The organism is Tractidigestivibacter sp. (assembly GCF_057241865.1).
Genome location: NZ_DBHHPX010000036.1, coordinates 1 through 26,725 on the forward strand (window position 1 = coordinate 1; position 26,725 = coordinate 26,725).

At 61.9% G+C, this 26,725-nt stretch carries 29 protein-coding genes and 3 tRNA genes; 12 read left to right on the plus strand and 20 right to left on the minus strand.

What is annotated here, in order from left to right:
* On the plus strand, positions 1 to 439 hold a 439-nt coding region (locus ACO59D_RS10490), incomplete at its 5' end, for a transposase (protein ID WP_485126935.1).
* Between the two features lie 83 nt (positions 440 to 522).
* Here ACO59D_RS10490 and ACO59D_RS10495 read toward each other — a convergent pair.
* Positions 523 to 804, minus strand: coding sequence for a hypothetical protein (locus ACO59D_RS10495; RefSeq protein WP_485126936.1), 282 nt, complete (start codon positions 802 to 804; stop codon positions 523 to 525).
* A 642-nt stretch (positions 805 to 1,446) separates the two neighbouring features.
* Here ACO59D_RS10495 and relB point away from each other — a divergent pair.
* On the plus strand, positions 1,447 to 1,680 hold the full coding sequence (gene relB / locus ACO59D_RS10500) for a type II toxin-antitoxin system RelB family antitoxin (RefSeq protein WP_130812279.1): 234 nt from the start codon (positions 1,447 to 1,449) through the stop codon (positions 1,678 to 1,680).
* Positions 1,655 to 1,936: a type II toxin-antitoxin system RelE family toxin gene (locus ACO59D_RS10505; protein WP_485126937.1), complete on the plus strand. Its 282-nt coding sequence runs from the start codon at positions 1,655 to 1,657 to the stop codon at positions 1,934 to 1,936. Before relB ends, ACO59D_RS10505 begins: the two co-directional genes overlap by 26 nt.
* A gap of 465 nt (positions 1,937 to 2,401) precedes the next feature.
* Here ACO59D_RS10505 and ACO59D_RS10510 read toward each other — a convergent pair.
* The 5 genes from ACO59D_RS10510 to ACO59D_RS10530 form a co-directional block, all read right to left on the minus strand.
* A tRNA-Lys gene (locus ACO59D_RS10510) sits at positions 2,402 to 2,477 on the minus strand.
* 16 nt (positions 2,478 to 2,493) lie between these two features.
* Positions 2,494 to 2,569, minus strand: a tRNA-His gene (locus ACO59D_RS10515).
* Between the two features lie 172 nt (positions 2,570 to 2,741).
* On the minus strand, positions 2,742 to 3,584 hold the full coding sequence (locus ACO59D_RS10520; protein ID WP_485126938.1) for an amino acid ABC transporter ATP-binding protein: 843 nt from the start codon (positions 3,582 to 3,584) through the stop codon (positions 2,742 to 2,744).
* Positions 3,577 to 4,230, minus strand: a complete 654-nt coding sequence (locus tag ACO59D_RS10525) for an amino acid ABC transporter permease (RefSeq protein WP_485126939.1) — start codon at positions 4,228 to 4,230, stop codon at positions 3,577 to 3,579. Before ACO59D_RS10525 ends, ACO59D_RS10520 begins: the two co-directional genes overlap by 8 nt.
* Before the next feature lie 52 nt (positions 4,231 to 4,282).
* Positions 4,283 to 5,158 (minus strand): transporter substrate-binding domain-containing protein, encoded by an 876-nt coding sequence (locus tag ACO59D_RS10530; RefSeq protein ID WP_485126940.1) that lies wholly within the window; start codon positions 5,156 to 5,158, stop codon positions 4,283 to 4,285.
* Positions 5,159 to 5,637: 479 nt separating this feature from the next.
* On the opposite strand from ACO59D_RS10530, the gene ACO59D_RS10535 reads away from it, so the two are divergent.
* Entirely contained in the window at positions 5,638 to 6,267 is a 630-nt protein-coding gene (locus ACO59D_RS10535; protein WP_485126941.1) for an NUDIX hydrolase, read from the plus strand.
* Positions 6,268 to 6,322: 55 nt separating this feature from the next.
* Here the strand turns inward: ACO59D_RS10535 and ACO59D_RS10540 are convergent.
* The 5 genes from ACO59D_RS10540 to ACO59D_RS10560 all read right to left on the minus strand — a co-directional run bounded on the left by ACO59D_RS10540 (position 6,323) and on the right by ACO59D_RS10560 (position 11,473).
* Positions 6,323 to 6,399, minus strand: a tRNA-Arg gene (locus ACO59D_RS10540).
* 45 nt (positions 6,400 to 6,444) lie between these two features.
* Entirely contained in the window at positions 6,445 to 7,917 is a 1,473-nt protein-coding gene (locus tag ACO59D_RS10545) for an alpha/beta fold hydrolase (protein WP_485126942.1), read from the minus strand.
* A 14-nt stretch (positions 7,918 to 7,931) separates the two neighbouring features.
* Positions 7,932 to 8,945: an aspartate-semialdehyde dehydrogenase gene (locus ACO59D_RS10550; RefSeq protein WP_485126943.1), complete on the minus strand. Its 1,014-nt coding sequence runs from the start codon at positions 8,943 to 8,945 to the stop codon at positions 7,932 to 7,934.
* 48 nt (positions 8,946 to 8,993) lie between these two features.
* The gene (locus ACO59D_RS10555) at positions 8,994 to 10,331 is read right to left on the minus strand and encodes an aspartate kinase (RefSeq protein WP_485126944.1); all 1,338 of its coding nucleotides are present in this window, start codon (positions 10,329 to 10,331) and stop codon (positions 8,994 to 8,996) included.
* A gap of 11 nt (positions 10,332 to 10,342) precedes the next feature.
* Positions 10,343 to 11,473: a homoserine dehydrogenase gene (locus ACO59D_RS10560; RefSeq protein WP_485126945.1), complete on the minus strand. Its 1,131-nt coding sequence runs from the start codon at positions 11,471 to 11,473 to the stop codon at positions 10,343 to 10,345.
* 120 nt (positions 11,474 to 11,593) lie between these two features.
* On the opposite strand from ACO59D_RS10560, the gene thrC reads away from it, so the two are divergent.
* Together thrC and thrB are read left to right on the plus strand one after the other, a co-directional pair.
* Entirely contained in the window at positions 11,594 to 13,078 is a 1,485-nt protein-coding gene (thrC, locus tag ACO59D_RS10565) for a threonine synthase (protein WP_485126946.1), read from the plus strand.
* A complete protein-coding gene (gene thrB, locus ACO59D_RS10570) occupies positions 13,057 to 13,995 on the plus strand; it encodes a homoserine kinase (RefSeq protein ID WP_485126947.1) in 939 nt (312 codons plus the stop codon). Before thrC ends, thrB begins: the two co-directional genes overlap by 22 nt.
* A 39-nt stretch (positions 13,996 to 14,034) precedes the next feature.
* On the opposite strand, the gene ACO59D_RS10575 is transcribed toward thrB, so the two are convergent.
* The 7 genes from ACO59D_RS10575 to ACO59D_RS10605 form a co-directional block, all read right to left on the minus strand.
* Complete coding sequence (locus ACO59D_RS10575) at positions 14,035 to 14,235, minus strand: ATP-binding protein (RefSeq protein ID WP_485126948.1); 201 nt, start codon at positions 14,233 to 14,235, stop codon at positions 14,035 to 14,037.
* Positions 14,210 to 14,386 carry a hypothetical protein gene (locus ACO59D_RS10580; protein WP_485126949.1) on the minus strand — a complete coding sequence of 59 codons (177 nt, stop codon included), beginning with the start codon at positions 14,384 to 14,386 and terminating at the stop codon, positions 14,210 to 14,212. The genes ACO59D_RS10575 and ACO59D_RS10580 overlap by 26 nt, the downstream gene beginning before the upstream one ends.
* A gap of 22 nt (positions 14,387 to 14,408) precedes the next feature.
* Complete coding sequence (locus ACO59D_RS10585; protein ID WP_485126950.1) at positions 14,409 to 14,567, minus strand: hypothetical protein; 159 nt, start codon at positions 14,565 to 14,567, stop codon at positions 14,409 to 14,411.
* A 269-nt stretch (positions 14,568 to 14,836) separates the two neighbouring features.
* The gene (locus ACO59D_RS10590) at positions 14,837 to 15,001 is read right to left on the minus strand and encodes a winged helix-turn-helix domain-containing protein (RefSeq protein ID WP_485126951.1); all 165 of its coding nucleotides are present in this window, start codon (positions 14,999 to 15,001) and stop codon (positions 14,837 to 14,839) included.
* A complete protein-coding gene (locus ACO59D_RS10595; protein ID WP_242622224.1) occupies positions 14,949 to 15,224 on the minus strand; it encodes a hypothetical protein in 276 nt (91 codons plus the stop codon). The genes ACO59D_RS10590 and ACO59D_RS10595 overlap by 53 nt, the downstream gene beginning before the upstream one ends.
* Before the next feature lie 61 nt (positions 15,225 to 15,285).
* Complete coding sequence (locus ACO59D_RS10600) at positions 15,286 to 15,597, minus strand: ABC transporter permease subunit (RefSeq protein ID WP_485126960.1); 312 nt, start codon at positions 15,595 to 15,597, stop codon at positions 15,286 to 15,288.
* A 439-nt stretch (positions 15,598 to 16,036) separates the two neighbouring features.
* On the minus strand, positions 16,037 to 16,372 hold the full coding sequence (locus ACO59D_RS10605) for a hypothetical protein (RefSeq protein WP_485126952.1): 336 nt from the start codon (positions 16,370 to 16,372) through the stop codon (positions 16,037 to 16,039).
* A 318-nt stretch (positions 16,373 to 16,690) separates the two neighbouring features.
* On the opposite strand from ACO59D_RS10605, the gene ACO59D_RS10610 reads away from it, so the two are divergent.
* The 6 genes from ACO59D_RS10610 to ACO59D_RS10635 all read left to right on the plus strand — a co-directional run bounded on the left by ACO59D_RS10610 (position 16,691) and on the right by ACO59D_RS10635 (position 24,417).
* The gene (locus ACO59D_RS10610) at positions 16,691 to 17,173 is read left to right on the plus strand and encodes a MarR family winged helix-turn-helix transcriptional regulator (protein WP_485126953.1); all 483 of its coding nucleotides are present in this window, start codon (positions 16,691 to 16,693) and stop codon (positions 17,171 to 17,173) included.
* A 26-nt stretch (positions 17,174 to 17,199) separates the two neighbouring features.
* Entirely contained in the window at positions 17,200 to 19,044 is a 1,845-nt protein-coding gene (locus ACO59D_RS10615; protein ID WP_485126961.1) for an ABC transporter ATP-binding protein, read from the plus strand.
* Positions 19,037 to 20,995 carry an ABC transporter ATP-binding protein gene (locus ACO59D_RS10620; protein WP_485126954.1) on the plus strand — a complete coding sequence of 653 codons (1,959 nt, stop codon included), beginning with the start codon at positions 19,037 to 19,039 and terminating at the stop codon, positions 20,993 to 20,995. The genes ACO59D_RS10615 and ACO59D_RS10620 overlap by 8 nt, the downstream gene beginning before the upstream one ends.
* Positions 20,996 to 21,153: 158 nt before the next feature.
* Positions 21,154 to 22,341 carry an MFS transporter gene (locus ACO59D_RS10625; protein ID WP_485126955.1) on the plus strand — a complete coding sequence of 396 codons (1,188 nt, stop codon included), beginning with the start codon at positions 21,154 to 21,156 and terminating at the stop codon, positions 22,339 to 22,341.
* 10 nt (positions 22,342 to 22,351) lie between these two features.
* Positions 22,352 to 23,194: a histidinol-phosphatase HisJ family protein gene (locus ACO59D_RS10630; RefSeq protein ID WP_485126956.1), complete on the plus strand. Its 843-nt coding sequence runs from the start codon at positions 22,352 to 22,354 to the stop codon at positions 23,192 to 23,194.
* A gap of 71 nt (positions 23,195 to 23,265) precedes the next feature.
* Positions 23,266 to 24,417, plus strand: coding sequence for a GNAT family N-acetyltransferase (locus ACO59D_RS10635; RefSeq protein WP_485126957.1), 1,152 nt, complete (start codon positions 23,266 to 23,268; stop codon positions 24,415 to 24,417).
* Positions 24,418 to 24,419: 2 nt separating this feature from the next.
* Here the strand turns inward: ACO59D_RS10635 and ACO59D_RS10640 are convergent, their stop codons facing one another.
* Positions 24,420 to 26,177, minus strand: a complete 1,758-nt coding sequence (locus tag ACO59D_RS10640; protein WP_485126958.1) for an ABC1 kinase family protein — start codon at positions 26,175 to 26,177, stop codon at positions 24,420 to 24,422.
* Between the two features lie 5 nt (positions 26,178 to 26,182).
* Positions 26,183 to 26,536 (minus strand): phasin family protein, encoded by a 354-nt coding sequence (locus tag ACO59D_RS10645; RefSeq protein ID WP_485126959.1) that lies wholly within the window; start codon positions 26,534 to 26,536, stop codon positions 26,183 to 26,185.
* Between the last annotated feature and the right edge of the window lie 189 nt (positions 26,537 to 26,725).

The following is a 26,725-nucleotide window of genomic DNA, read 5'->3' on the forward strand; positions in this document are numbered from 1 at the left end:
TGCGTCCGGCGGCGGTTGTTTGGCGCGAACGGTGAAATGTAGATTGACGTTAACAGGCATCGGCAACGGGCGCGTCGAGAGCATCAACAACGAGATCAAGGTCACCATGCGGATGGGCTACGGCTTCAGGAACACGGACAACCTGGTGGCCCTCCTCATGCTGCGGTGCTCTGACGAGCAGCCCGCGCTCCCGTGGGAGGACCGGGGAGAGGAGGAGAGGAGGGGGGACGAGAGGAAGAGGAGGGACAGGGAGCGCGACAGGAAGAGGAGAGGGAGAAGGCCAACAAGGCGACGGCGGCCTAGCCGACCCCCAAGCCACGAGAACTACCGAAGGCTCATAAAACAGCAGCAGTGGCAAACGCGCATGTCCATCCGTCAGCTGATAAGTCTCCCGTTGTCGTGCGACGATAGGAGTGGAACAGGACAGCACCCCTTGTGACCATCATCCAGGCACCCGTGCCCCCGAGGAGGACGCCGACTACAATCCCGACGAAGAAGTTCTCCACCATTTGGCCCCGTCCCTCATGACGCCACAATCGCACCGTTGTAGTAGACGATGGATACTGTTATCACCACGGCACCGATAATCAGGGATGCTCCCCCAAGGACAACGGGGAGCATCCCTCTCGCCCATCCGGGAAGGGATCGTGTCTTGGCCAGGAGGGGCAGAGAGAGCAGGATGATGCCAACCCCCAACATGACCGCTCCCAGGCCGCTCCAGCGGGCGAGTACTGCCAGATCCTGCGGCTGGACGTTCGACCTGTGATAGCTGTGGAGCGGCGTCGCATCGCCGGAGGCAACCATGTAGATGCCTGTCCCCCCCCAATCAACACCCCAACGGCGACGCATATCAGGAAGCTAAGCGACGCATTAATCATGTGGATATGCACCTCTCTCGCAATCCAAGCTTATGCGACCTGGCTTGCCATGGGCCCTGCAACCTCGACAAAAATGTCCAACTGAACCACGGCGGCAACCTCTGCCCCGAGTACATATGCATAGCCCGCCACTACGCTCTCCGAGTAAAACCATGCGCCCTGCGGCGTAATTGAGTTAGGATTCATGCGACTTGCATTTGGACTGACATAATCACTTTGCATGCTGACTCATCCCTTTCATTTACACCGTATAAATTGAGCTAAAGTGATATATCTGACTAATCAATAATCAATTTTAGCAGGCTAGAATCATTTAAATCACCACCCTCAAGCAGGTCAACGTAAATATCCTTTCCCATGTTGATATCCGCGATTTTCTCAGACATTAACTTCATGTCGGCAATTGATGTCATCCTCGAACAAAGAGCCCCCAAACAACCCTACTCGACCAGACAGCATTTAGTCCCTCACGCCAATACTCTGCCAAGGGATGCTTCCTGACATTTCCAACAACTCCATGGAATGTGTTAACATGTAAAACACGCAAACAATGCTCTGGAGGTGCGACATGACCACGACGACCGCGCTCAGGCTGCCCGAGGACCTCGCGAAGAGGTACGACCGCCTGGCGAAGGAGACGGGCAGGACCAAGACCTACTACATGACTGAGGCACTGGCGGACTCCATAGACCAGCTCGAGTACGAGTACGGGATCCTCAAGCAGGTCGAGGACTTCCGCGCCGGCAGGCTGAAGACCTACAGCCTCGACGAGGTCGGTGAGATGCTTGGCCTGGACGATTAGGGTCTCGGGGAAGGCCGTCAGGGACCTTCGCAAGCTCGACAGGCAGGTCGCGAGACGGATACGGGGCGAGCTGGCAGAGGTCGCCGGCCTGGAGGACCCGAGGAGCCGGGGGAAGGCGCTCGTAGGGAACCTCGCCGGCCTCTGGCGATACCGTGTCGGGGACTACCGCGTGATCTGCGACATTGAGGACGAGGTCCTCGTCGTCCTCGTCGTCGTTGGGGTGGCCCACAGGAGCGAGGCCTACAGGCGTAGGTGACACCCACCTGGCTTCCCCGAGCCGCGATCGAGGCCTTCAGGGCAAGGGTGCTCGCCTCGGGCAGGTGATGCTGGGCCCTTGCGTAGTCGCGCTCCCACCCGCCCAGGCTTTGAGGAGCTCCCTCACTACCGCAGAGGCGGACGTGTACTCGGGCATGCCCGCAAGGCGCACGCCGAGCTCTACGTGGAGGTCGCACGGGACGGCCACGGACATGCGGACCCTGTCCCTGGCTGACGGTGCACGGCGTGGGTGCTCGCTTGGCGGGCTCGGATTCTCGACCCATCCTCGCAGGAGGGATACGATCACGTCCGACATGCTCCTAGACCATATCAAAAGTTGTGCTGGGTCACGCTGCGTTCGCCAATTCCCCGCTCCATTTCGTGTGCGCGGACCAGTACACGTGTTCCAACCTGTGTGCGCCACGAAAAAAGCCCAGGGCAATCGGTGCCTTGGGCTGCGGATTCGTGGTGGGTCGTGAGGGGGTCGAACCCTCGACCTTGGGATTAAGAGTCCCCTGCTCTACCAACTGAGCTAACGACCCATATTCGGCTTTCAGATGGGGTGGGTGAAGGGGTTCGAACCCTCGACCTACGGAGCCACGGTCCGTCGCTCTTCCAACTGAGCTACACCCACCATTTGGCCCACCTCGTAAAGTGCTCGTTTATTATGACAAAGAATCAGAGAGATGCAAGCGCTTTCTTGAAGAACTTTTCCGAGAATCACATTCCGATGGCACCGAAACCGTAAAATACCAGTTTATGCGTCGTGGTTCGTCTTGACACAGGACCCTTCATAAAAGTAGCTTCTAGTCCTCCGCCGTGGCCAAGAACTCCTGCACGCGGGCATCGGAGGGGTTCTCCATAACCTCGTCGGCTGGCCCTTCCTCCACGATGCGCCCATCGAGCAGGAACGCCACGTGGTCCGACACGTCCCGCGCGAAGCCCATCTCGTGGGTCACGATGCCCACGGCCATGCCATCATCCGCAAGCTCGCGGATGATGCGCCGCATGTCCGCAGTAAGGCGCGGGTCAAGTGCGGAGGTCGCTTCGTCGAAATAGAGGACCTTGGGGTGCATGGCAAGTGCCCGCGCGATCGCCACGCGCTGCTGCTGACCACCGGAAAGCTGGTTGGGGACCTTCTCGGCATGCTCTGCCAGACCTAAGCGGTCAAGGATCTGTTTTGCCTCGGCCTCAACCCTGGCAGGGTCTCTCCCCTGCACCGCGATGGGAGCATCGCAGACGTTGCGCATGACGGTAAAGTGCGGGAAGAGGTTGTAGTTCTGGAATACGATGCCAAACTGCATGCGCGCCTTGGCGCTGGCCTCTTTGGAGTAGATGGCGTGTCCGCTCTCGTCTTGCTCGGTCACGCGGAGGCTGCCGTAGTAGAGCTCGCCCGCATCAAAGGTGTCGAGCAATGTGAGACACCGCAGGAGCGTCGACTTTCCGGCACCAGAGGGACCAATGACCGAGACAACCTCGCCACGCGCAATGGAGAGAGACACGTCATGGAGCACCCCTCGCCCAGCAAAGGACTTGCGCGCGCCCTTCACGTAGACGGCGGGGAGGCCAAGGATCTGCGAGACGGACGCGTCGGGCACGGGTATCTGGTGGCGAGACGTGCGGGCGCCGTGCTTCTCGGCGTTAGTCATGGTAGTAGTCCAGCTTCTTCTCGATGCGCCTCATGATGCATTCGATGACGAGGCAGGTAGCCCAATAGATGAGTGCGGCCGCAGCGAAGGCGACCATGGTGCGCTGGCTCGTGACGATGGCTCGCGCCTGCGTGAACATCTCGAGGACGCCAAGCGAGAAGGCAAGCGAGGTGTCCTTGACCAGCGTAACCACCTCGTTGCCCATGGCGGGAAGCACACGCTTGACCACCTGCGGCAGCACGATGCGCTGGAAGGTCTGACTGCTTGAGTAGCCAAGGACCTCGGCAGCCTCGTACTGGCCCTGCGGGATGGACTGGATGCCAGAGCGGTAGATCTCGGCGAAGTAGGCCGCGTAGTTGATGACAAAGGAGATGAGCACCGCGATCATGGGGAAGTTCGCGTCGGTCTTGAGGCCAAAGACGTAGTACGGCATGAAGGAGACGGCGAACATCTGCAGCATGAGGGGCGTTCCGCGCAGGACGGAAATGAAGAGCTGCATGAGCAGGGACAGCGGCCTGAACTTGGAGAGGCGCCCGAGGGCCACCAGCATGCCCAGGGGAATGGACCCCACGAGCGTAACCGCAAATATGATCATCGATATGCGATACCCCGAGAGGAGCATCCCCAGCATCGTCGAAAAGTCCACCTTACCAGCCCCCTTACCGCGCCATCGTCTGCGCCATCGCCATGTGGTTGGCCTATGCCTTAGGCAGGCACCACAGGTCATAAGAGACCCCCTGTTCAGCGTACTTGTCACAGAGCTCTTTGACGGTGCCGGCGGCGTCGAGCGCCTGGAGGTCCGCCTCGACGGTCTTGGCCAGCTGCTCGCCCTCGTCGGTCTTTGCGAAGCCCACGCCAAAGTGCTCGGAGTTGAGGTTCTCGCCTAGGATGCGGAAGTCGGCAGTCTTGTCGCCAATGTTGAAGACGGCGACGGGATAATCGATGGCGATGGCGTCTACCTGGCCGCTCTCGAGCATCATGAACGCAGTGTTGTAGTTGTCAATGGTCTGGAGGTTACCAAAGCTCTTGCCGAGCTCCTCCTGCGAGCCACCCTCGGAAAGAACGTCGAGCGCGGCGGAATCCGCCTGCGTAATCACATTCTTGCCGGCAAGGTCGGAGAGCTTTTGAACGTCAGAAGAAGCGGGAACAACGATGACCTGACGGTTCTCCATGTAGGGGTCGGTAAAGGCGTAGCCTTCCTCACGACCCTCGATTGTGAAGCCGTTCCAGATGCAGGTAATCTGGCCGGAGTTGAGGAGGGTGTCCTTGGCGTCCCAGGAGATTGGGGTGGCCACGAGCGTCCATCCCTCGCGGTCGCAGACAGCCTGGGCAAGGTCGATGTCAAAGCCCGTGTAGGAGCCATCGTCACCCACGTAGCCGTATGGGGGGAAGTCCTGGTCGAAGCCAAGGACGAACTTGCCATCGAAGGTGGAAGGGGTGTCAGAGGACGAGGTCGTGCTGGTGGTAGAGGTGGACCCACCTGTAGCGGAGCCACAGGCAGTAAGCCCTAAGGCTCCGGTGAGCCCTAGGGCTGCCGTGATGAACTGGCGACGGTTGAGCGTGGCGTTTGACATGGTTGCTCCCATCCAAGGATTTCCTGCGTGTCTGTTTGCTGAAGCCCCGCCTGCATGCTGGGCCCATCGGCCGTGGCACTTTAGCGCGATGGAGTACAGGATAGCGACGACATGGCCTTCGTTCAACACTTTCGGTTCGCATGCATTTTTTGCTTAACAATTCCTGCGTAGGCTGGAGCCGTAGGCAGACAGGGCTATGGCATGTTTTGACGGTTGGTGGCAGTTCCGGGAAAAGTCTTTATATGCCTTGGTAAGAGTCGCAAATCCGTGACCTGGGGTTTAACAAACATCAAACCAGTTGCTACTCGATGGGTCCCCGAAAAACTGCCACCAACCGTAAATTTGTGCCACCAGTCGAAAGGATTCTGCCCCCCAGTGGGGTTCGCGCGGCGCCCAGGGTTTCGGAAAAGCACACACCGGCAAGCAGAAAGCAGCTATCGTAGGGAAGGGTCACGCCACAGCCAATCCAGGAGGAACAAGTGGACACCATCGCCCAGACTTTTGCCAGCGGAGATTCCAGTCTTGACGAAGTCCGCAAAGCACTCGCCCTCGACCCCTCTCTCGTGGAGCGCGTGACGACCAACGAGCACATCTGGCAAGGTAGGATCTTCTCGGTAAGCCATCTTGAAGTGGAGCTTGCCGACGGTTCCCATGCCTGGCGCGAGGTTGTCCACCATCATGGTGGCGCTGGGGTTGTAGCCATACGCGACGGGCGGGTGTGCCTGGTCCGTCAGTACCGGGTGGTCCTTGGGCGCGTCACGCTGGAGATTCCAGCAGGCAAGCTCGAGCACGACGAGCGCGGCGAGGACTGCGCCGCACGCGAGCTTGCCGAGGAGACAGGGCTTTCTGCCGAGAAGCTCGTGCACCTGGCAACGGTATTGGGCTCCCCCGGATTCACAGACGAGCACACCGAGGTCTTCTTTGCGCAAGGTCTGTCTCAGGGCGCGGCAAAGCCTGACGAGGGTGAGGTCGTGCGCGTTGTGTGGCTACCCATGGAAGATGTCATACGCGCGATTTCGGAAGGCCTCATACAGGACGGGAAGACGGTTGCTGGGGTACTCGCTGCCAGAGAGCGGCTTGAGGATTTGCAGCCACCCTTGCAGCCGTAGGCCCCAATATACGAGCCAGGCCACGGCCGAAGTAGCCGTGGCCTGGGGTTTTGTCTGGTGCTCCCTGGGGGATTCGAACCCTCGACATTCGGATTAGAAGTCCGCTACTCTATCCAGCTGAGTTAAGGGAGCATGGCTTCATGGCTTTGTCATTCTAGCGCAAAAATCGCCTCTCCCCTACCTCACATCCTTGAGGTCTCCGCGGTTGTACGCCTCGTCGTAGAGGCGCTTGAACACCACGCTGCCATGCAGGCCGTCGTGCTCGAACTCATTGGTCACCCAAGCGTGGCTCGCGCCCACGCGCGAAAGCGTGTCCAGCTGAAGCTCCGAGTCGACATAGGCATCGTCGAAGTAGACAGCCGCATAGAGCGGTATCTCGTTTCTCGCCAACTGCTCCTGGTCGTAGAGGCGCCCAAAGGCAGTGTCGGCCATGAGAACGTCCATCGCAGCCGCAAACGGCTTGAGCGAGGGATCTTCCTCGAACATCCAGGGAAACACTGCCTCCGCAAAGAGCATGAGGGGACGCGCATCCTCGGAGAACTCCGGACGGCCTGACGCCTCGCGTGCCGCCGCCCACATGATGGGGGCATCGAGCGTGGCGTCTGCGTAGATGAGCTCCTGGAGCGTCCAGTACAGCGGCGTCATATACGAGGAGGTCATTGACTGGACCTGATCGACAAAACCACCAAACAGACGCACGCGGGAAGCGTCTCCCCCAGCGGTGGCAAGAGCGTCGTCGCAGGAGCCATCGCCATCCGCAAAGGCGAGGTCGAAAAGGGTGTGCAGGCGTTCGGGAGCGGGTTTCATGCCCAGGCCGCCGCCCACAAGCTGGAGACGCCTCACCGAGAGCGGAGAACCGTCCGGAAGGGTCACGTCGCCGGCCGCAAGGCGGTCGGCGACGAGGGCAACGCGCTTTTCGTCCTCTGGATAACGTTCGTAGTAGGAGCGCGTCTTGGCAGCCATCCGCGGGAAGGTGTGCGCATAGACCTCAGAAGCACTCGCCGGCACATGCGGGATGCCACCGCAGGTAAAGCTTGCCGCAACCCCAGCCGGAAAGGTGGAGAGGTTGGCAAGCGTGAGAAACCCGCCATAGCTCTGGCCCAGCGTTACCCACCGTTGGCCCTCGAACTCCGCAAGACGCAGGTACTCGAAGTCACGAATGATCGAGTCTGCCAGGAAGCGCTTGAGGTAGTCGGCCTGCCGGCGGGCAGGGTCTGCCCCCTGCGCCGCAGCCTCGGCACCCACCGAAGCGATACGCGCGCCATCCACACGCGTAGAGCGACCACATCCGCGCTGGTCGGGGAGGACCACGCGAAAGTGCCGGAGCGCCTCCTCAACCCACCCGTCGCTCTGGGGCGAAAGCGGACGCGGGCACGCGCCGCCCGGACCACCTTGGAGAAACACAACGAGAGGCAGGTCACGTCCCACGTTCTCTGGTGAGCAGAGTACGCGATAGAAAAGTTTGATGCTCTTGCCGACGAACGCAGGGTCGGGCTTCTCGGCAGACCCCTCAAGGGCGAGCGCCGATGGCTCGTCGTGAGCGTCGCCGGCAAGCGCAGCCGGACTCGTGCCACGCCAATCGAGCGGAACCTCGACGGAATGGTCCTCCGCGTATATGCCGGGGAGATAGTAGCTGGAAAGCAGCGCCATGCGACTCCCCCCGCCTAGAGCAGGTGCTCTGCGATCTGGACGGCATTGGTGGCGGCGCCCTTGCGAATCTGGTCGCCGCAGCACCAGAAGGTGAGGGAGTTCACGCCATCGGGTGCCGAGAGGTCGCGACGGATGCGGCCCACAAAGACGAGGTCCTGATCGGAGGTCTCAAGCGGCATGGGGTAGCGCAGGTTGGCGGGGTCGTCGACAACCTTGACACCGGGAGCGACGGCAAGGGCCTCGCGTGCCTCGTCGGGCGAGATGGGACGGTCGAACTCCGCCGTGATGGACTCGGAGTGCGAGCGCATGACCGGCACGCGCACGCAAGTGCAGCTCACGCGAACCTCGGGCAAGTGCATGATCTTCCTGCCCTCGTTCTGCATCTTCCACTCCTCGGAGGTGTAGCCCTCGCCCTTGAAAGACCCAATCTGCGGGATGAGATTGGCCGCAAGCTGATAGGCAAAGGGGTTGGTGTCCCCCATCTCGCCTCCATTGGCCACGACGCTCATCTCGCGCTGGAGCTCCCTCAGGCCGGGCATGCCCGCGCCAGAGGCTGCCTGGTAGGTGGAAACGATCAGACGGCACAGGCCGGCCAGCTTGTGGAGCGGCCAAGTGGGCACAAGCCCAATGATCGTGGCGCAGTTGGGGTTGGCGATGATGTTGCGCGGGTGGTTGGCAATGTCTTCCGCGTTGATCTCGGGGACGACCAGCGGCACATCGGGGTCGAGGCGGAAGGCGTGCGAGTTGTCCACGCACACCGCGCCTCGCCTGGCGGCCTCGGGGAGCAGTGCCTTTGCAATCGCATCCCCCGCCGCACCCAGGACGATGTCGACGCCCTTGAAGGCCTCGGGCACGGCCTCGGCCACGGGAACGTCCTCGCCGTGGAAGGCGATGGTCTTGCCCACCGAACGCGCGCTCGCGAGGGGCACGAGCCTGCCCACGGGGAAGCCCCTCTCCTCGAGGCACTGGATCATCTGCGTGCCAACGACGCCGGTGGCGCCGAGAATGGCAACGGTCTTGTCTGCCATGGTGTGGCTCCTCTCTGTGCGTGCCCGTACGGGCGGCTGCCTGGCTTGCTAGGCCTTCTCGGCCGAAACCATCTCGTTGCGAACAAAGCGCTCGTAGATGACCTTGATTGCACGCTCGAAGTCGGTGTTGTCAACGCCCACGATGATCGAGATCTCCTCCGAGCTCTGGGTGATCATGCGAATGTTGATGCCGGCGTCACCAAGCGCACCGAAGATCTTTCCCGAGGTGCCCGAGCGCTTGGACATGTTGCGACCAACCACCGAAATGAGCGCCAGCTTGTCGACCATCACGATGTCATCGGGCTTGATCTCGCGGCGGACGTCATTGATGATCGAGTAGATCTTGTCCTTGACGTCGGCGGCGGCAACTACCACGCCAAACGAGTCAACACCTGTGGGAATGTGCTCGATGGAGACGCCGTAGCGCTCGAAGATGGAGAGCGCACGAGAGACGACGCCCACCTCGTTGGACATGTGGGCCTTCTTGACGTGCACCGCCATGAAGTCCTTGCGACCCGCGATGCCGGTGATCAGGTGCTCGTCCGCTCCGGCCTCGGCCGTCTCGCGGATGGTCGTTCCCGCATCCTGGGGCCGGTTGGTATTCATGATCTTGATGGGGATGTTGACCTCGCGCACCGGGAAGATGGCTTCCTCCTGCAGGACGGAGGCCCCCATGTAGGAGAGCTCGCGCATCTCGTCGAAGGTGATGCGGCGGATGGAGCGGGGGTTCTCGACGATCTTGGGGTTAGCGGAGAGGAAGCCCGAGACGTCCGTCCAGTTCTCGTAGACGTCCGCATCGAGGCAGCGCGCCGCAATGGCACCCGTGATGTCACCGCCGCCACGCTGGAAGAGCTTAATGGCACCGTCGACCGTGGCCCCGTAGAAGCCGGGCAGGACAAAGGCGCCGTTTCTGTGCGCAAAGTCCCTGAGACGCGCTGCCGTGCGCTCCATGTCCACGTTGCCGTCGTGGTGAAACACGATGACGTCGGCTGCATCGACAAAGGGAAGCCCCAGGTATTCGGCCATGATGTTCGCGGTGAACCACTCACCGCGCGAGACCACGTACTCCGGCGAGTGCTTCTTGATGTTGGCGGCAAAGGTCTCGAACTTCTCGGCAACGGGCCACTTGACGCCAAGCTCGTCCGCGATGTCCACGAAGCGCTGCTCTATGTCGGCGAGAAGCGACGTGCAGTCCACGTGATACTCGATGTGGGCGTTCACGAGAAGCAGCAGGTCGGTGATCTTGTTGTCGCCCGAGAAGCGCTTGCCCACGGCCGAGACGACCACAAAGCGGCGGTCGGGATCCGACTCAACGATGGCCTTGACCTTACGGAACTGGTCAGCGGTAGCGACGCTGGAGCCCCCGAACTTGCAGATCTTGATCATGTGATCCTCTCCTAGCTGTTCTGGGGCACAGCCGCCATGAACGTGGTTGGGTCAGACTTCAAAGCATCTTCGAGCAGGACGCGCGCCTGGGTGGCGGTAAGGTCGTTCACGACGACGGCACCGGGCTCGTAGAAGGTGGAGCCGGGAATGGTCGCCTCGGTGCGATACACATAGGGCCCATGCAGCATGGCAGGGTCGTATGCGAGGTCGTAAGAGAAGTCGTAGACGGGCCTCCTACCGGCCACGCAGTCGAGAATGTCCTGGACGATGGCATTGCCTGTGGGGAGGCTTCCCGCACCTTGCCCGTAGAACTTGAGCTCGCCAATGGAGGACGCGTCAAGCGTCACCAGATTGAAGTTGGTAGGCACGTTTGCCTCGAGCGTGGACGTGCTTACGGCAACGGGCTCGACCGAGACGGCATAGCGTCCATCGGCCTGGACGCCCCGCCCGATGAGCTTGACCGTGAGGCCGCGGCTGCCAAAGAGGCTGAGGTCATATTTGGTGAGGTTCCTGATGCCGGAGACCGGGAGGTCCTGCGTGCAGGCCACATCAAAGGCCACAGATGCCGAGATGATGGTCTTGTTGCGCACGTCGATGCCATCGATGTCGGCGGTGGGGTCCCTCTCGGCAAAGCCAAGCTCCTGGGCCTTGCTCAGAACCTCTGCGAAGTCTGCCCCATCCTTCAGCATGGAGTAGACGATGTAGTTGGTGGTTCCGTTCATGATGCCCGAGAAGGACCGGACCTCCTCGATGCGACGGACCTTCTCGATACTCGCGATCCAGGGGATGCCACCGCCCACAGAGGCCTCGATGAGAAGGCCCACGCCGGCCTTGGAGGCAGCTGCGGCAAACTCTGCAAAATGGGCCGCGACAACGGCCTTGTTCGAGGTCACGACGTGCTTGCCCGCGCTAAGCGCCTGGAGGATGAATGTGTGGGCGGGCTCTATGCCGCCCATGCACTCCACCACAAGCTCGATGGATGGGTCATCCGCGATGTCCTGGTAGTTGGAGGTCATGCGTGGGTCGGTGAGACGGTCGGGCAGTTCGAGGATGCGGGCAACCTGGACCTCGGGCACGCGCTCCTCGATAATCTGCGCAACGCCACGGCCAACGGTGCCGTACCCTAGGATGGCTATCTTCATCGGCTTCCAATCTCTTTCAAGTGTGTGTCGTCGTGTGTCCCGCGCCGCACGACCATGCACGGCACCAGCTATGATACGTGCTGGACACGATGCAGGGCCAAACGACACAAGGAGCCGACCGTGGAAACGTTCTACCACAGCACCCGTTCGCGCGGGGAATTGGTAACAAGCAAGCAAGCAATTCTCGCCGGACTTGCGCCAGATGGGGGCCTCTACGTCTCTGATGCACTTGGTTCGGAGAAGCTCGACCTTACCGAGGTGTGTGCCAGCAACTTCACCCAAACGGCACAGCGCGTGCTGGGAGTGCTCCTGCCCGACTACACGGCAGAAGAGCTTGCCTCCTGCGTGAGCGCCGCCTATGGGCCCCAATGGGACACCACGGCAGTGTGCCCCGTCACGCCGCTTGGCCCAGATTGGCTCCTCGAGCTCTTCCATGGCCCCACCTGCGCCTTCAAGGACGTTGCGCTGCAGATGCTGCCGCAGCTCATGGGTGTTGCACGCGCGGGCGACGGCCATGACGTGATGATTGTGACCGCTACTTCTGGCGACACCGGCAAGGCGGCGCTCGATGGCTTCTCGGGCGTGCCCCATACCGGGGTCTGCGTCTTCTACCCCTGGGGCAAGGTCTCGGACATTCAGCGCCTCCAGATGGTCACGCAGGTTGGCGGAAACGTTGCCGTCTGCGCCATCCGCGGCAACTTCGATGACGCGCAGTCCGAGGTCAAGCGCATCTTCTCCGACCATGGGCTCGCAGAGCGCCTTTCCGCACGCAACGTGGTGCTCTCAAGCGCCAACTCAATTAACGTGGGGCGCCTTGCTCCGCAGGTGACCTACTACTTTGACTCCTATGCCCAGCTGGTGCGCACTGGTGCCATTGCGCAGGGTGACGAGGTCGCCTACGTGGTCCCGACGGGCAACTTTGGCGACGTCCTCGCAGGATACTACGCGAAGCGCATGGGCCTGCCCGTGCGCAAGCTGGTCGTGGCCTCAAACGCCAACGATGTTCTCACCGATTTTCTGACCACGGGCACCTACGACCTCAGGCGTCCGTTTGTGAAGACCATCTCGCCTTCGATGGACATCCTCGTCTCTTCGAACCTCGAGCGCCTCCTCTACTTCGCCTCTGATGGCGATGTCGAGCTTGTCTCGTCCCTCATGGAGGGCCTTGCCGAGAAGGGCGCCTACACCGTGCCGCCGGCGCTTCTCGCCAACATCCAGCAGGCCTTTGGCTGCGGGCGCGCAGACGACGAGATGGCACGCGAGGCCATCAGCGCTACCTGGGAGGCCTGCCACAAGCTTATCGACCCGCACACCGCCGTCGCGAAGCACGTTATGGACGCGCTGCCCAAGGACGGCTCGGCACGGGTGTGCCTCTCCACAGCAAGTCCGTACAAGTTCCCAGCAGACGTCCTAGGCGCACTTGGCGTGGACGCCTCGGGCATGAACGGCTTTGCCAGCATGGACTCGCTTGAGCACATCACCGGCACCGTGGCACCCACGCAGCTCTCCAGCCTGCGCGATGCCGAGAGCCTTCACGACGACGTTTGCGACCGAGACAAGCTGGGTGCATTCGTGGAGTCTGCGTGTGCGAGGATCTTCCTGTGAGCGCCGCCGAGAAGGGTCGGCCTGCCATGGGTGGAACCGTACATGTGAGCGTACCCGCTACGTCTGCCAACCTGGGCGTGGGCTTCGACGTCTTGGGGCTTGCGCTGGACTATGCCGCAGAGTTTGCCTTCGTGCCGGCCGAGACGCTGAAGATCGATGGGTGCGCCCCAGAGCTTACCGGCGAGGACAACCTGGTGTGGACTTCCTACCTGCGCGCGTGCAAGGAGTTTGGCCTTAAGGCGCAGCCGCTTCACATCACGGAGTCTTGCACCATCCCGCCTGCCGGCGGGCTTGGATCAAGCTCCACCTGCGTGGTGGCGGGCATCGCCGCGGCACAGGCCCTTGCCGACCTGCCGCTCGACCGTGAGCGCACGCTTTCTCTCGCCACCGTCATCGAGGGCCACCCTGACAACGTTGCCCCTGCCGTGATGGGCGGGCTTGTGAGCTCTTACGTCGAGGGCCACTCGACCGTCACGACACGCTGGGTGGTAGCCGACAACCTGCGCTTTGTTTGCATGGCTCCCCCCTACCGCGTCCTCACGCGCGATGCTCGCCGTGCGCTTCCCGCCATGGTGCCCACGGGCACCGTCTCGTGGCAGGTGGGGCGTTGCCTCGCGATGGTGAGCGCCATGGCAAAGGGCGATGCCGATGCCATTCGCGCATGCTGCCATGACAGAATCCACGAGCCGTACCGCGCCCCCCTCATCCCCGATTACCAGATGCTGCACGACGTTGCGCATAAGAACGGGGCGTGCACGTTTCTCATCTCGGGCTCGGGCGCAACGATGCTGGCAATTGCCGACGGCGATGAGCGCGCCGCAAACGTTGCGCGCGCGGTGAGCGAGGCCATGCCGAAGCTCTGGGTGCGCATTCTGCGCGCGAGCGAGCACGGGACGACGGTGCGCACCACGCAGTAGCGATGAGGCGAGGGGGCTGTCCCCTCGTCTCCCCTTGTCTCACACTCGGTAGAAGCGCTCGAATGCCTTGGGCTGGGCCTCCTCGGGAATACCTATGCCCGTATCAGAAACCCACACGCAAGGGTGCCCGTCCTGGGGCAGAACCCACGCATGGACACTGCCGCCGCGACGATTGTACCGAATGGCGTTCGAGACGAGGCTCCCCACCATCTCGTCAAGCAGGCGCGTATTTCCCTGCAAGGCACTGCGCGTCATCGTAGATGCGACTCGCAAGGTCGGGGATGTCCTCTGACCGCACCATTCCATCTCGGATAAGCTCCGAAGCGTCGGAGATGGCGAAGATGGGCGTCTTGGGCTCGTGCGTCACGTTGGCCGTAAACTCGCGACACATGTCGTCGGTGCCCTATACAGGCTCACGTAACCCAGCGCCCGGAGTCGCGGTCAGACTCGCCATCGCCCGTCTGGAACGCCGAGGCTGTCTCCGGGCGACCCGCGTGATTCTCAAGCGTGGCGGCGTCGACGTCAGAGTCGAAGAACACCGTGCCATCGGGCGCCACGAGTGTGGCTCTCACCCCGCCAAAGTCAACCGACTCCAAAAGGGCTATCTCGCCCGCGGTCCCACCCCCCGTCGTCGATGGCAGTGGCAGGCGTTGCACACTCACACTCCAGCATGGCGCATGGCCTTGGCATCCCCGAGAACGGACGCCTGGTAAAACAAGGAGAGCGTGGGCAGCAGCACGGCGACGACGGAGCATGAGGTTGCAAACGAGATGGAGACGCTCCGTCTCAGCGACCGAGGCGAACGAGCGACACCCTTGGATCTCTCGCCCACGCGCGTCGCCTACCTACGCATGCGATAGCCGACGCCGCGGACGGTCTCGATGAGGCCGGAAGAATCCCCAAACTTGGCGCGAATCTGCTGCACGTGCATGTCCGCTGTGCGCGAACTATCGTCAAAGCCCCAGCCCCAGCCGCGCTGGAGCAGGGCCCCGCGCGAGAAGCCCACGCCGGGACTCCCATGAGAAACTCGAGCAAGTCGAACTCACGCATGGTAGGCGAGCGCGGCCGCCGTTGATAGTTGCCTCGCGACAGTCGGGCCAGAGCGTGAGGCTCTCCACGATGAGCGCCTTGCCGGGCACGAGTGCGAGGATGTTGAGGAGCAACACGCAGACGATAAGCACGGCGGCCGTGCCCCACACGATCCCGTCGTTGCCTGGGGTGGGCTCCATCTTGAGCTTCCAGATGTGGACGGCGGCAAGCGTCTCCGCCGGCCTGAAGATGTTCCAGGGGCTATGCGGGGCCCGAGAGGCTCGTGCTCGCAAAGCTGATGTTCGCGGCAGCGGAGCCAGAGGTGAAGATCAGTGCGGCCGCCTCGCCAAAGACACGTCCGGCAGAGATGACGACGCCGGTCACGATGGCAGGCATGGCTGCGGGAAGCAGCACGTGGCACGTGGTCTCCCAGCATGTGCAACCAGGGGCATAGGAACCCCCACGATGCTGATGGGGGACGGAGGGGAAGTCGTCGATGGGGGGGTGTTGTGACCGTTGGCAAAATCCATGAAGGCCAGCGTGACAACGGCCAAGGCCACAAGGGCAGCGCAGGCACCAGCAAGGGTGAGTCCCACTCCTCCAAGCTCTTCTTTCTCATGAGGCGTTTAGCCATGGGTTGCCTTTCTACCCAGCAAGGGGCATCCACACAATGCGCGGATGCCCCAAGGAGGTTGACGTGTTACCAGGCGTTCGCAATGGTGCCGGAAACGTCCTTCTTGGCCTTCATCTTGGTAGGGGGATGAAGCCCTGCTCCTCTACGAGGCTGCCCCGGACCTCGTCGGCATCCTTCTCGTACATGTGCTCATGCGTCCAGACCTTGAATGTGCCGTCGCAGACGCTGTCCGCCGCAGGATTGGCACCGTCGACCTTGAGGGCCTTGAACTTCGAATCGTCGAAGCAGGAGAAGCGAGGGGTCTTATCGACAACGGTACCCGAGGAGTCGGTGACCTAACCAGTGAAGATGCCCCTGAGCTGGTCGGTGGTGAGGCTGTCAACATCGACCTTCGAGTTCACGATTGGGCCCATGCCAACGACGCACACCTGGTTGTCCGTGAGGGCCTTGGCATCGGGCGACGGTCACGTCGGGGTTGGCGTCCATGAACTTCTTGGCTGCCGCCTCGATCAGCGGCTGGAACGAGGCAGCGCCAGAGCAGTTCACAGTACCGGAGAGGCTTGCGGCAGCCGAGCTTGTAGAGCCGCTGGAACCATCGGAGGAGCTGGTCGGACTCCCTGACCCACCGCACCCCACAAGGCCAAGACCGGCAATTGCCGCAACGGTGCCACCGGCAAGCGTGAGGAACGAACGACGAGAGAGACTATCTGCCATGCTTCCCCTTCCAGAGGGTGTGACCATGCCGCCAACGCCTGGCGGTCGGTCTTGTCGATTTGCATCGTATGGCCCCTTGGGCATCGTTCGGGCCTCGTCAAGAAGTCCTTACCAGCGCCTGACTACCCCTTACATTTGCATTACATGCGTTGGCGCAATTGTAAGTTGACGGCTTTTTCGCAGGTAGACACCGTGTTTTTGTAAGGTGACCCTTTGGTGGAGTCGATGTGAGAAGAATCGTTAAGTACCTTGACATTAAATCGCAAGGTACTTAATCTTTTTTTGACCAATTGGACTACATGGATTGGAAGTACCTGTTTGGAAACACGACAGAACGCTCGGTGCCGACGGCCATATTGTGCCGACGCCACGACTGAGAGCCGAATCCTCAAGGACCTTGGCTACTTTGGCCATTTTCTCCACCTTCACGCGGGGGGCCGCAGCGGCAAGCAGCACATGCTCGTGCGCCTTCTGCGGAGCGGGGACTCCGTCACCCAAAGAGAGCTCCAAGAGACAACCCCCATTAGCTCGGCGGCGGTCTCTGAGGTACTCGCCAAGCTGGAGTCGGAAGGCTATATCACACGTACGCGCTCTACCACCGACAAACGCCAGCTCGATGTGACGCTCACGGAAGCGGGGCGCGAAGAGGCCAAAGAATGCGCCAAGAGGCGTGCCGAATTTGAGGCAGACGCGCTTTCGGTCTTGGACGAGGATGAGAAGAGGCTCCTTCTGGGCATGCTCGACCGTCTCGCAGGGCATTGGGAAGAAATCGAGGAACGGGAGGGGGCGATGCAGCAGTGAGCATCTCAAAGAAGATACAGGCAACGATGGTCGAAGGAGCAGACGGCTCCCTTCCGGACTACTCACTCAAGGAGATAGTCTCCACGCTCTCAACGTCATTGCGCGAGTACAAGAACCTCTCGATTGCAACGCCTTTCCTCGTGACAGGCGAGGCACTCGTCGAGTGCACCATCCCGTTCGTGACGGCGCAGCTCATAGATCAGCTTGATGCTGGAGCTGGGATGCAGGTCATCTGGGGATACGCCGCGGTGCTTGTCTGCCTGGCGCTCATCTCGCTTGCGTTTGGCACCTCGGCAGGCATCACGTGTTCGATAGCCTCGACGGGCCTCTCGAAGAACCTTCGACATGACCTGTTCCACAAGATTCAGGGCTTCTCGTTTTCCAACATCGACCGCTTCTCTACGAGTTCCCTCGTGACGCGCCTTACGACCGACGTCACAAACGTGCAGAACGCCTACATGTCCCTCATCCGTACCGCCATCCGCTGTCCGCTCTTGGCACTCTTCTCCATCATCATGGCCTTTGTGTCGGGCGGACCCATGGCCGTTGTCTATGTGCTTGTCGCCTTTGGGCTGGGCTGGGGGATCTTCAAGATCGCCGTCACGGTGATGCCGATTTTCCGCCGAATCTTTAGGAAGTATGACCGCCTGAACGACTCCGTCGAGGAGAACGTGAGCGGCATCCGCGTAGTGAAGTCCTATGTGCGAGAAGACTACGAGAAGGAGAAGTTCAACGAGGCCTCGGGCACCATCTACCACGACTTCGTGCACGTAGAGCGCATTCTCGCCTGGAACCAGCCCCTCATGACGCTTGCCATCGACGTCATCTACACCTTCGTTATCTACTTCGGCTCGCAGGCCATTGTCTCGAGCCAGGGCCAGCTCATGGGCGTAGGCCAGCTCTCCGCACTCATCACCTATGGCTTCTCGATGCTCATGAGCCTCATGATGTTCTCGATGGTCTTCGTGATGGTCACGATGGCAGAGGAGAGTTCGCGGCGAATCTGCCAGGTGCTCCGCGAGGAGCCAGACCTCAGGAACCCCGAGAACCCCGTCATGGAGGTGCCTGACGGCTCCATCGACTTTGACCATGTGAGCTTTGAGTACTCCCGCAGGGCCGACCGCATGGCACTCGATGACATCGACCTGCACATCAAGAGCGGCGAGGTCATCGGCGTGATTGGCGGCACGGGCTCCTCGAAGTCCACGCTTGTCCAGCTCATCTGCCGCCTCTACGACGCAACGGAGGGGACGGTGAGCGTGGGCGGCCACGACGTGCGCGAGTATGACCTTGACACGCTGCGCAACCAGGTGGCCATGGTGCTCCAGAGAAACGTGCTCTTCTCGGGCACCATCAAGGACAACCTGCGCTGGGGAAACCCCAACGCCACCGACGAGCAGATGCTCGAGGCGTGCAAGCTTGCGCAGGCTGACGAGTTCATCCAGCAGTTCCCGGATAAGTACGACACCTATATCGAGCAAGGCGGCACCAACGTCTCGGGAGGACAGAAGCAGCGTCTGTGCATCGCTCGCGCACTGCTCGAGGAGCCCAAGGTCCTCATCCTCGACGACTCCACAAGCGCCGTGGACACCAAGACCGACCGCCTCATTCGCGAGGGCTTCAGGAGCTTTATCCCAGAGACCACCAAGATCATCATCGCGCAGCGCACCAGCTCGGTGGAGGACGCAGACCGTATCGTGGTCATGCGTGACGGCCACATCGACGCCGTCGGCACCCATGACGAGCTCCTGCGCACGAACGATATCTATCGCGAGACGTACACCACCCAGAACAAGCAGTCCCACGACCAAGCCATGGAGGCAATCTCCAGGAGTGCCGTCGAGGCTGGAAAGGAGGCTGACCATGAGTAGCGAGAAGGAAGGCCCCGTGGCTCAGACAGCCGCTGTACCCGTGGGCGAGCCGGCACGCGGTCATGGCGCAAGTCGCCCCGGAGAAACGTTTGGGCGCATTATCGCCCTTGTGTTCTCCTATTATCCCGTTCACGCGACCGCACAAGTGATCTGCATTGTCGTTGCGGCAATTCTCGCAAGCGTGCCCTCGATCTTCATGCAGCGGGCCATTGCCGTGGTGCAGCAGCTCATGGCGACCGGTGACTGGGCAACGGCACAGCCACAGATTCTGCGCATCACGCTCACCCTGATTGCCTGCTACCTCGTTGCGCTTGGTGCCAACATCGCCCAGGCGCAGCTTGGGGCAATCATCTGCCAGGGCACCCTCATGAAGGTCCGAGACCAGATGTTCGACCACATGGAGGACCTGCCCATCAGCTACTTTGACACGCACAAGCACGGCGACATCATGTCCCACTACACCAACGACGTCGACACGCTGAGACAGCTCGTGGGGCAGTCCCTGCCCAACCTCCTCACCATGGCCGTGGCCATGATTTCGGTGCTCTCCATCATGCTGTGGTACTCGCTGCCGCTGACCATCGTCGTGCTGGTCATGGTGGGCATCATGGGCATTCTCACGCGTATCTTGGGCGGACGCTCTGCCCACTACTTCCTCGCCCAGCAGCGAGCCCTTGCCGCCGAGGAGGGCTTTGCCGAGGAGGCCATGAACGGCCAGAAGGTCATCAAGGTCTTCACCCACGAGCGCGCAACCGAGGAAGGCTTTGATGCCGTGAACGACCAGATGTTCGAGGCCTCCAAGAAGGCGAACATCTACAGCAACACGCTTGGCCCCATCCTCATGAACATGGGCAACCTTTCTTACGCCGTCGTGGCGGTCGCCGGCTGCATCATGCTCACGTCTGGCATCGCCAACCCGTCCATCGCGGGGATGGCCCTTTCCATCGACATCGTGGTGCCGTTCTTGAACCTCACGAAGCGTTTCGCCGGCTCCATAGGTCAGGTCTCCCAGCAGATCAACTTCGTGGTCATGGGCCTTGCCGGTGCCGAGCGCATCTTCTCGCTTGTCGACGAGGAGCCCGAGGGGGACGACGGCTACGTCACGCTGGTAAACGTCACTCGCACGTCCGCTGGCACGATTGCGGAGTGCGACAAGCGCACGGACAGCTGGGCTTGGAGGCATCCTCACCATGACGGTACCGTAACCTACACGCCGCTTGCGGGAGACATGCGCCTCTTTGACGTCGACTTTGGCTACACGCCAGACCACACGGTGCTGCACGGCATCTCGCTCTACGCCAAGCCCGGCCAGAAGGTTGCCTTCGTGGGTGCCACCGGTGCCGGCAAGACCACAATCACCAACCTTCTCAACCGCTTCTACGACATCGCCGACGGCAAGATCCGCTACGACGGCATCAACATCAACAAGATCAGGAAGGCCGACCTGCGCCGTTCGCTGGGAATGGTTCTCCAGGACACAAACCTCTTCACTGGCACCGTCATGGACAACATCCGCTACGGGCGCCTTGACGCCACGGACGAGGAGTGCGAGGACGCGGCACGCCTTGCCGGCGCGGACAACTTCATCCGTCGCCTGCCGGAGGGCTACAGCACGATGCTCACCGACAACGCCGCGCAGCTCTCGCAGGGCCAAAGGCAGCTCCTCTCCATCGCTCGCGCGGCCGTGGCCGACCCGCCCGTCATGATCTTGGACGAGGCGACCTCCTCCATCGACACCCGCACCGAGCAGATCGTGCAACGTGGCATGGACGCTCTCATGCATGGGCGCACCACCTTCGTGATTGCCCACAGGCTCTCGACCGTCCGCAATTCCGACGTGATCATCGTGCTCGACCACGGTCGCATCATCGAGCGCGGCACGCACGACGAGCTCATTGCCAAGCACGGGACGTACTATCAGCTCTATACGGGTGCGTTCGAGTTGGAGTAGCGCGAACGCTGTGTGATCCGCACGCCGCAGCGACTGTGCGGGCCTCGTGACTAACAGGCATGCAGTACATGTTTTGGGGCGTGCAGACGGGTAGCATTTCACTTCACATTACACAGCGGCAGGCGGCCCGCCTGCGTGCAATACCGAACGGGAGACCCATGTCCGCAGCACTTCTCGCCATTATCTACCTTGCCTTTGTGAGCCTTGGGCTCCCCGATGGCCTTCTGGGTGCGGCGTGGCCCACCATGCATGTGGGCGTGGACGCCGCAGTCTCGTGGGCAGGCATCGTCTCGACCGTCATCTGCCTGGGAACCATCGTCTCGAGCCTTCTCACCAACCGCCTGGTACGGCGTATGGGAACTGGCGTCCTCACGGCCTCCTCGGTCGCCCTCACTGCCGCAGCGCTCTTTGGCTTCTCCACCGCCACCGAGTTCTGGCAGCTTGTCTTGTGGGCCATCCCCTACGGTCTGGGTGCGGGAGCGGTCGACGCGGCACTCAACGCATTCGTGGCCATGCACTACGAGGCAAGGCACATGAACTGGCTCCACTGCTGCTGGGGCATAGGAGCAGCCGGGGGCCCGCTGCTCATGGCTGCGCAGATATCGCGTGGCGCGGGATGGCAGGTCGGATACCAGGCGGTGGGGCTCATCCAGGTGGGACTTGTTGTCGCCCTCGTGCTGAGCCTTCGCCTGTGGGGAGCAAGGGTCACAGGCAGCAAGGGTGGCGAGACGGACGCCGGTCGGCGGGCAGGCTCGCGGTCCCGGATGATCGCGCTGCCAGGCGTCCCCCAGGCGCTTGTCGGCTTCTTTTGCTACTGCGCACTTGAGGCATCGTGCGGTCTTTGGGCGCCAACCTTTCTGGTGCTGGGGCATGGCCTCGACACAGGCGTGGCGGCGCTTCTCGGGTCGCTCTTCTACGCGGGAATCACGTGCGGACGCTTTGTCTCGGGCGTGCTCACGCTGCGCCTGACGGGAACGCAGCTCTTGCGGCTTGGGGAGGCGGTCATCGCCTCTGGGGTGGCAACGCTGCTGCTTGCGCCAGGTGAAGCCGCACTTGCCGTGGGGTTGGTGCTTCTCGGCGTGGGCTGCGCCCCCATCTACCCGCAGATGATACAGCTCACACCTACCCGCTTTGGGACGGGCAACGCACAGGCGCTCATGGGACTCCAGATGGCCTGTGCCTATGTTGGCTCCATGGCCATGCCACCCCTTGTGGGCATGGCCATCGAGAACGCCTCACCCCTGCTCCTGCCACCCGTCGCCGCCGTGCTCCTTGCCGTCATGACCGTCTGCCTTGGCATCTGCGACAAGCGGACAGCCACCACCCACCCGTCCAGCGCCATGTAAGGAGGCCCTGATGCTTGCCGACTACCATGTCCACTCCGCCTACTCTGACGACTCAACCTATCCCATGGAGCAGGTGGTGGTGGACGCCATCCGACTGAACCTCGACGAGCTCTGCTTCACGGAGCACGTCGACTACGGCGTGAAGCCAGACTGGGACCAGCCAAAGGGGGCCCGCTTTGAGGACGGGCACCCCGTAACCAACTGCCCATACCCGGCGTACTTTGCAGAGCTCTCCCGGATGCGCGAGGAGTACGGCAGCCAGATTCGCATTGCGTCAGGTCTTGAGCTCGGCGTTCAGACCCACACTATTCCTGCCTACGAGCATCTGCTTCGTGAGTACGGTAGCCAGATGGACTTCGCGTTACTCTCCATACACCAGGTTGGTGACAAGGAGTTCTGGAGCGGCGACTTCCAGCATGGCCGCACGCAGGGGGAATTCACGGGAGCATACTACGAGGAGCTACTCCGCGTGGTCTGTGCCTTCGAGGGCTACAGCGTCCTCGCCCACATGGACCTCATCCGCCGCTACGACCCAACACCGGAAGGTCCGCTGTCCTTCTCGGCCACGCGGGATGTGGTGGCTGCCATCCTAGAGAAAGCCATCTCCGGCGGGCACGGCATCGAAGTCAATACGTCCGGCTGGCGCTACGGGCTTGCAGGGCCCCAGCCCACGGACGACATGCTTCGCCTCTACCGCGACCTCGGGGGCACCGTAATCACGCTGGGCTCGGACTCGCACCGCCCGGAGCACCTTGGCGCCTACCTCCGCCTTGGGAAGGACCGCCTCCGCTCGCTGGGGTTCGACAGCCTCTGCACCTTCGAGCACTGGGAGCCACGCTTCCACAGGCTCTAGGAACCAAGGACTCCCCGATTGCGCTATGGTGTGTCAGTCAAGATAACGTCAGGAGACACATGCGCGAGACTATGCCGAAAAGGACCCCCATCCTACGGACGGGCAGGCTTTGCCTACGCCCTTGGCGCGAGAAGGACGCCCCTGCGCTCTTCCGCTACGCCAGCGACCCCGAGGTGGGACCGCGGGCAGGTTGGGCACCCCACATGACGATCGAGGAGAGCGAGACCGTCCTGTGCGACCTTCTCATGCTGCCGGACACCTGGGCAATCACGCTCAGGGACCGCAGGGGTGCCCTTGCCGACGAGCCCATTGGGGCCATCGCCCTCATGCATGCCGGGAACAGCGGCAGGGAGGACCTCCCAGCAGACGAGGCCGAGATTGGCTACTGGATCGCGCGCCCCTGGTGGGGCCATGGCTACATGACAGAGGCGGTGCGAGAAGTGCTTCGCCATGCCTTCCTGGTCGAGGGCCTCTCTGCGGTACGCGCCGCCTACTACGAGGGCAACGAGGAAAGCAGGCGGGTGCAGGAGAAGGCGGGTCTGCGCCCGCACCATAGCAACCCGCATGCCGTTGACCGGGTCGGTATAGCACACGAGGAGCACGTGCAGCGCATCACGCGTCAGGAGTGGGAGACCTCGCTGACCGCGGACCCCACCGACGGAAAGATCATCGCCCACCAGCAGGTTGAGGCCACCCACATCATCGATACCTTGCCGCTCGTCTCGCTCGTACGCTCCGGCGGGCAGACCGGCGCAGACCGTGGCGGCCTCGATGCCGCACGGGAGCTGGGAGTGTCCATCTGTGGCTGGTGCCCGCCCGGCGGCCTGGCGGAAGACCTTCCCGAGCCGCCGGGCCTTCTCGCCCTATACCCAGAGCTGCACGAGGGCGCCGCAGAAGGTTATGTCGAGCGCACGGCGTGGAACGTGCGCGACAGCCACGCCACGCTCATCGTCTCCCCTGGTGGCCTCGAGCCCAAAAGCGGCACCGAGATGACCGCCATCTTCGCCGAGCGCTTTGGCCGACCGGTGCTGGTCCTCGAGGGGCACGATGCCGAGAGGGACGCACAGGAGGCGCTCTTGTGGCTCTCCTCGCTTGAGGCGCGTGGCACCACGCTCAACGTGGCAGGCCCGCGCGAGTCAAAGATGCCCGGCGTCTATCAGCTTACGCGTGACATCGTCACGGCAGTTCTGCGCAAGGCGTCAGGGTCTACGGCAAGGCATTAGCGTCAACGATGTCGATCGTCCTTGATGATGCTCCTCGCAACCCACACGCCCAGCACGAAGGCAACGAGATAGCCCACAAACCCAATCACGGGAATGCCGAAGATGACCGGCTGGATGCGAGCGTAGTAGACCACAGACGAGCCGATGAAGAGGCCTGCCACAATAACGCTCATCGTGAGGCGGTTGGCAATGTGGGCAATATCGTTGATGGGGTCCTCGGTCCCCGCAACATCAAGGTTGAACCGCAGCTGACCACGCGTGAGCATCTTCATGGCAAGGTCCGCCTGGGAGGCCGCACCGAGAAGCCCGTGCGCCGCTCGCATGCTCTCGCGTGCAAAGCCCTTGGCCTCATGCTTGAGCATGTCCTCGGGTGTGGTATGCGCCTTGATGTGAGCCGTGATGATCTCGATGATCGAGACGCCAGGCAAGAACTCGTCGACCACGCCCTCGAGCGTGACAAGGGCACGGGCCAGCATGGTAACCGTGCCAGGAAGCTCGATGCCGTTTTTTCTCGCCATCGAGATGAGCGAGTTCACAAACGCGCCAACGTTGAGGTCCGAGAGGTCTGCCTCGCCGTAGTCCGCAATGATCATGTCGAGGTCATCGAGCAGGTGGGCATGGTCGACCACAGACGTATCTGATATCGAGAAGCGCAGGAGGCCGTCGGCAAGTCCCGCGGAGTCCCTGAGAGCGACAGCCTTGACCATATCCGACATGGCCCTGCGGTCGTGCGAGGAGAGCCTTCCCATGATGCCCAAGTCAATGTAGACGATCTGCCCACCGCGAACGATGAGGTTGCCCGGATGCGGGTCCGCATGGAAGAAGCCGTCGTCGATCATCTGGCGCGTGTAGTTGTCGACGAGCTTGGTGCCCATCTCCTCGAGGTCGTAGCCGGCAGCTACGAGCCTTGCGGTCTTGTCGATGGGAATGCCCTCAATGTAGTCCATGACCACGACGTGCCTGGCACAGAGCTCGGGATAGGGCTTGGGGCAGTCCACAAACCTGCAGTCCGCGTTGTTGCGCCGAAACTCCTCGAGGTTCCTCGCCTCCACCAGGAAGTCCGTCTCGTCACGAAAGGACTGCCACAGCTCGTCCACTACCGACTGCATGTCGAGAAACTGGCTTCCCGACATGAAGCGATTCATGAAGCCCACAAGCGAGCGCATGATGGCGATGTCTTGCGCCATCGTCTCCTGGACGTGGGGCCGCTGCACCTTGATGGCGACCATCTCGCCCGTGACGAGACGGGCCTTGTGCACCTGCGCCACGGAGGCAGAGCCCAGGGGAACATCGTCAATTGCGTCAAAGATGTCCTCAATGGGGGTCTCGTACTCGTCACGCAAGGCCTGAAGCACCGTCTCGCGGTCCATGGGCTCCACGTCAGAGCGGAGCTTGGTGAGTTCCCGGCAGAAGCTCTCGGGCAGGATCTCGGAGCGCATCGAGAGGATCTGGCCTGCCTTCACAAAGGTTGGGCCCAGCTCCTCGAGCAAGTGCCGCAGGCTCTTGGGGGTGAGGCCGTGAAAGATGTCATAGCGACGGACAATCGAGAGGATCTCGCGCACGCGTCTCATCCGAGAGCTACGCGATGACACGTACCCATCTGATGTCTTGCTACGGCCGCCGAAGATGCCGATGGTCTGCGAGTCGTCGTCCTCGAAGCCCCCCTCGCTCACGCTCTTGTACCACGCGTCAAGGAGCTCGTCACTGCTACGTGGCGAGCTCCCTGTTGCAGCATCACTTTTGTCGTGAACCTCAGGCACAGGTTCTACTCCTTGGCGTCACCATCATCGACCGGAGCATCCTCGACGGAATCCGGCTCAACAACATCTGCGTCAAGGTCGGAGGCCATGGAAGCGACCTTCTTGGCGAAGTCCGCGCGCTCCTCGGGAGTCATTGACTTCATCCTGGCACGCAGGGCAGCGTCAGAGGTGTCGCCAACGACCTCCCTGGCCTTACGGGTGAGCTCCTCGTTGATGGCCTTGCCCTGGGCAACCGTAAGCTCGCCCTTCCTCACAAAGCCATCGATGACTTCCTGGGACTTCTCGGCGGTGGTGGCAACTGCGCCCACGCTTGCCAGGAAGACCTTGCGGAAACCGTCTGCGATATCGAAGTCTGCCATGATGTCTCCCTTCAGAAGCGGGACGGCCGTCCCGCGGCGGTGATGCTTTCTGTTCTACCCCACCTGAGCCGATGGGTTGCGCTGAGAAGCCAAAATTCGGCATATGCCCAAGAGACGTACGGTCGAAGGCCCGGCTGATATGTAGATAGACTTGTCAAGTGGCAAAGGTGGGCCAGCCTCCGACTTCTC

Bases quoted from the DNA above. Each gene is read 5' to 3' on its own strand.
- ACO59D_RS10550 (WP_485126943.1), bottom strand. From the start codon at position 8,945: ATGGCAGACAAGACCGTTGCCATTCTCGGCGCCACCGGCGTCGTTGGC.
- ACO59D_RS10545 (WP_485126942.1), bottom strand. From the start codon at position 7,917: ATGGCGCTGCTTTCCAGCTACTATCTCCCCGGCATATACGCGGAGGAC.
- relB (WP_130812279.1), top strand. From the start codon at position 1,447: ATGACCACGACGACCGCGCTCAGGCTGCCCGAGGACCTCGCGAAGAGG.
- ACO59D_RS10520 (WP_485126938.1), bottom strand. From the start codon at position 3,584: ATGACTAACGCCGAGAAGCACGGCGCCCGCACGTCTCGCCACCAGATA.
- ACO59D_RS10595 (WP_242622224.1), bottom strand. From the start codon at position 15,224: ATGGAGCCCACCCCAGGCAACGACGGGATCGTGTGGGGCACGGCCGCC.
- ACO59D_RS10580 (WP_485126949.1), bottom strand. From the start codon at position 14,386: ATGTGTCGCGAGTTTACGGCCAACGTGACGCACGAGCCCAAGACGCCC.
- ACO59D_RS10495 (WP_485126936.1), bottom strand. From the start codon at position 804: ATGGTTGCCTCCGGCGATGCGACGCCGCTCCACAGCTATCACAGGTCG.
- ACO59D_RS10635 (WP_485126957.1), top strand. From the start codon at position 23,266: ATGCCGAAAAGGACCCCCATCCTACGGACGGGCAGGCTTTGCCTACGC.
- ACO59D_RS10555 (WP_485126944.1), bottom strand. From the start codon at position 10,331: ATGATCAAGATCTGCAAGTTCGGGGGCTCCAGCGTCGCTACCGCTGAC.
- ACO59D_RS10625 (WP_485126955.1), top strand. From the start codon at position 21,154: ATGTCCGCAGCACTTCTCGCCATTATCTACCTTGCCTTTGTGAGCCTT.
- ACO59D_RS10560 (WP_485126945.1), bottom strand. From the start codon at position 11,473: ATGAAGATAGCCATCCTAGGGTACGGCACCGTTGGCCGTGGCGTTGCG.
- ACO59D_RS10530 (WP_485126940.1), bottom strand. From the start codon at position 5,158: ATGTCAAACGCCACGCTCAACCGTCGCCAGTTCATCACGGCAGCCCTA.
- ACO59D_RS10630 (WP_485126956.1), top strand. From the start codon at position 22,352: ATGCTTGCCGACTACCATGTCCACTCCGCCTACTCTGACGACTCAACC.
- ACO59D_RS10605 (WP_485126952.1), bottom strand. From the start codon at position 16,372: ATGGCAGATAGTCTCTCTCGTCGTTCGTTCCTCACGCTTGCCGGTGGC.
- ACO59D_RS10615 (WP_485126961.1), top strand. From the start codon at position 17,200: ATGGTCGAAGGAGCAGACGGCTCCCTTCCGGACTACTCACTCAAGGAG.
- ACO59D_RS10645 (WP_485126959.1), bottom strand. From the start codon at position 26,536: ATGGCAGACTTCGATATCGCAGACGGTTTCCGCAAGGTCTTCCTGGCA.
- ACO59D_RS10620 (WP_485126954.1), top strand. From the start codon at position 19,037: ATGAGTAGCGAGAAGGAAGGCCCCGTGGCTCAGACAGCCGCTGTACCC.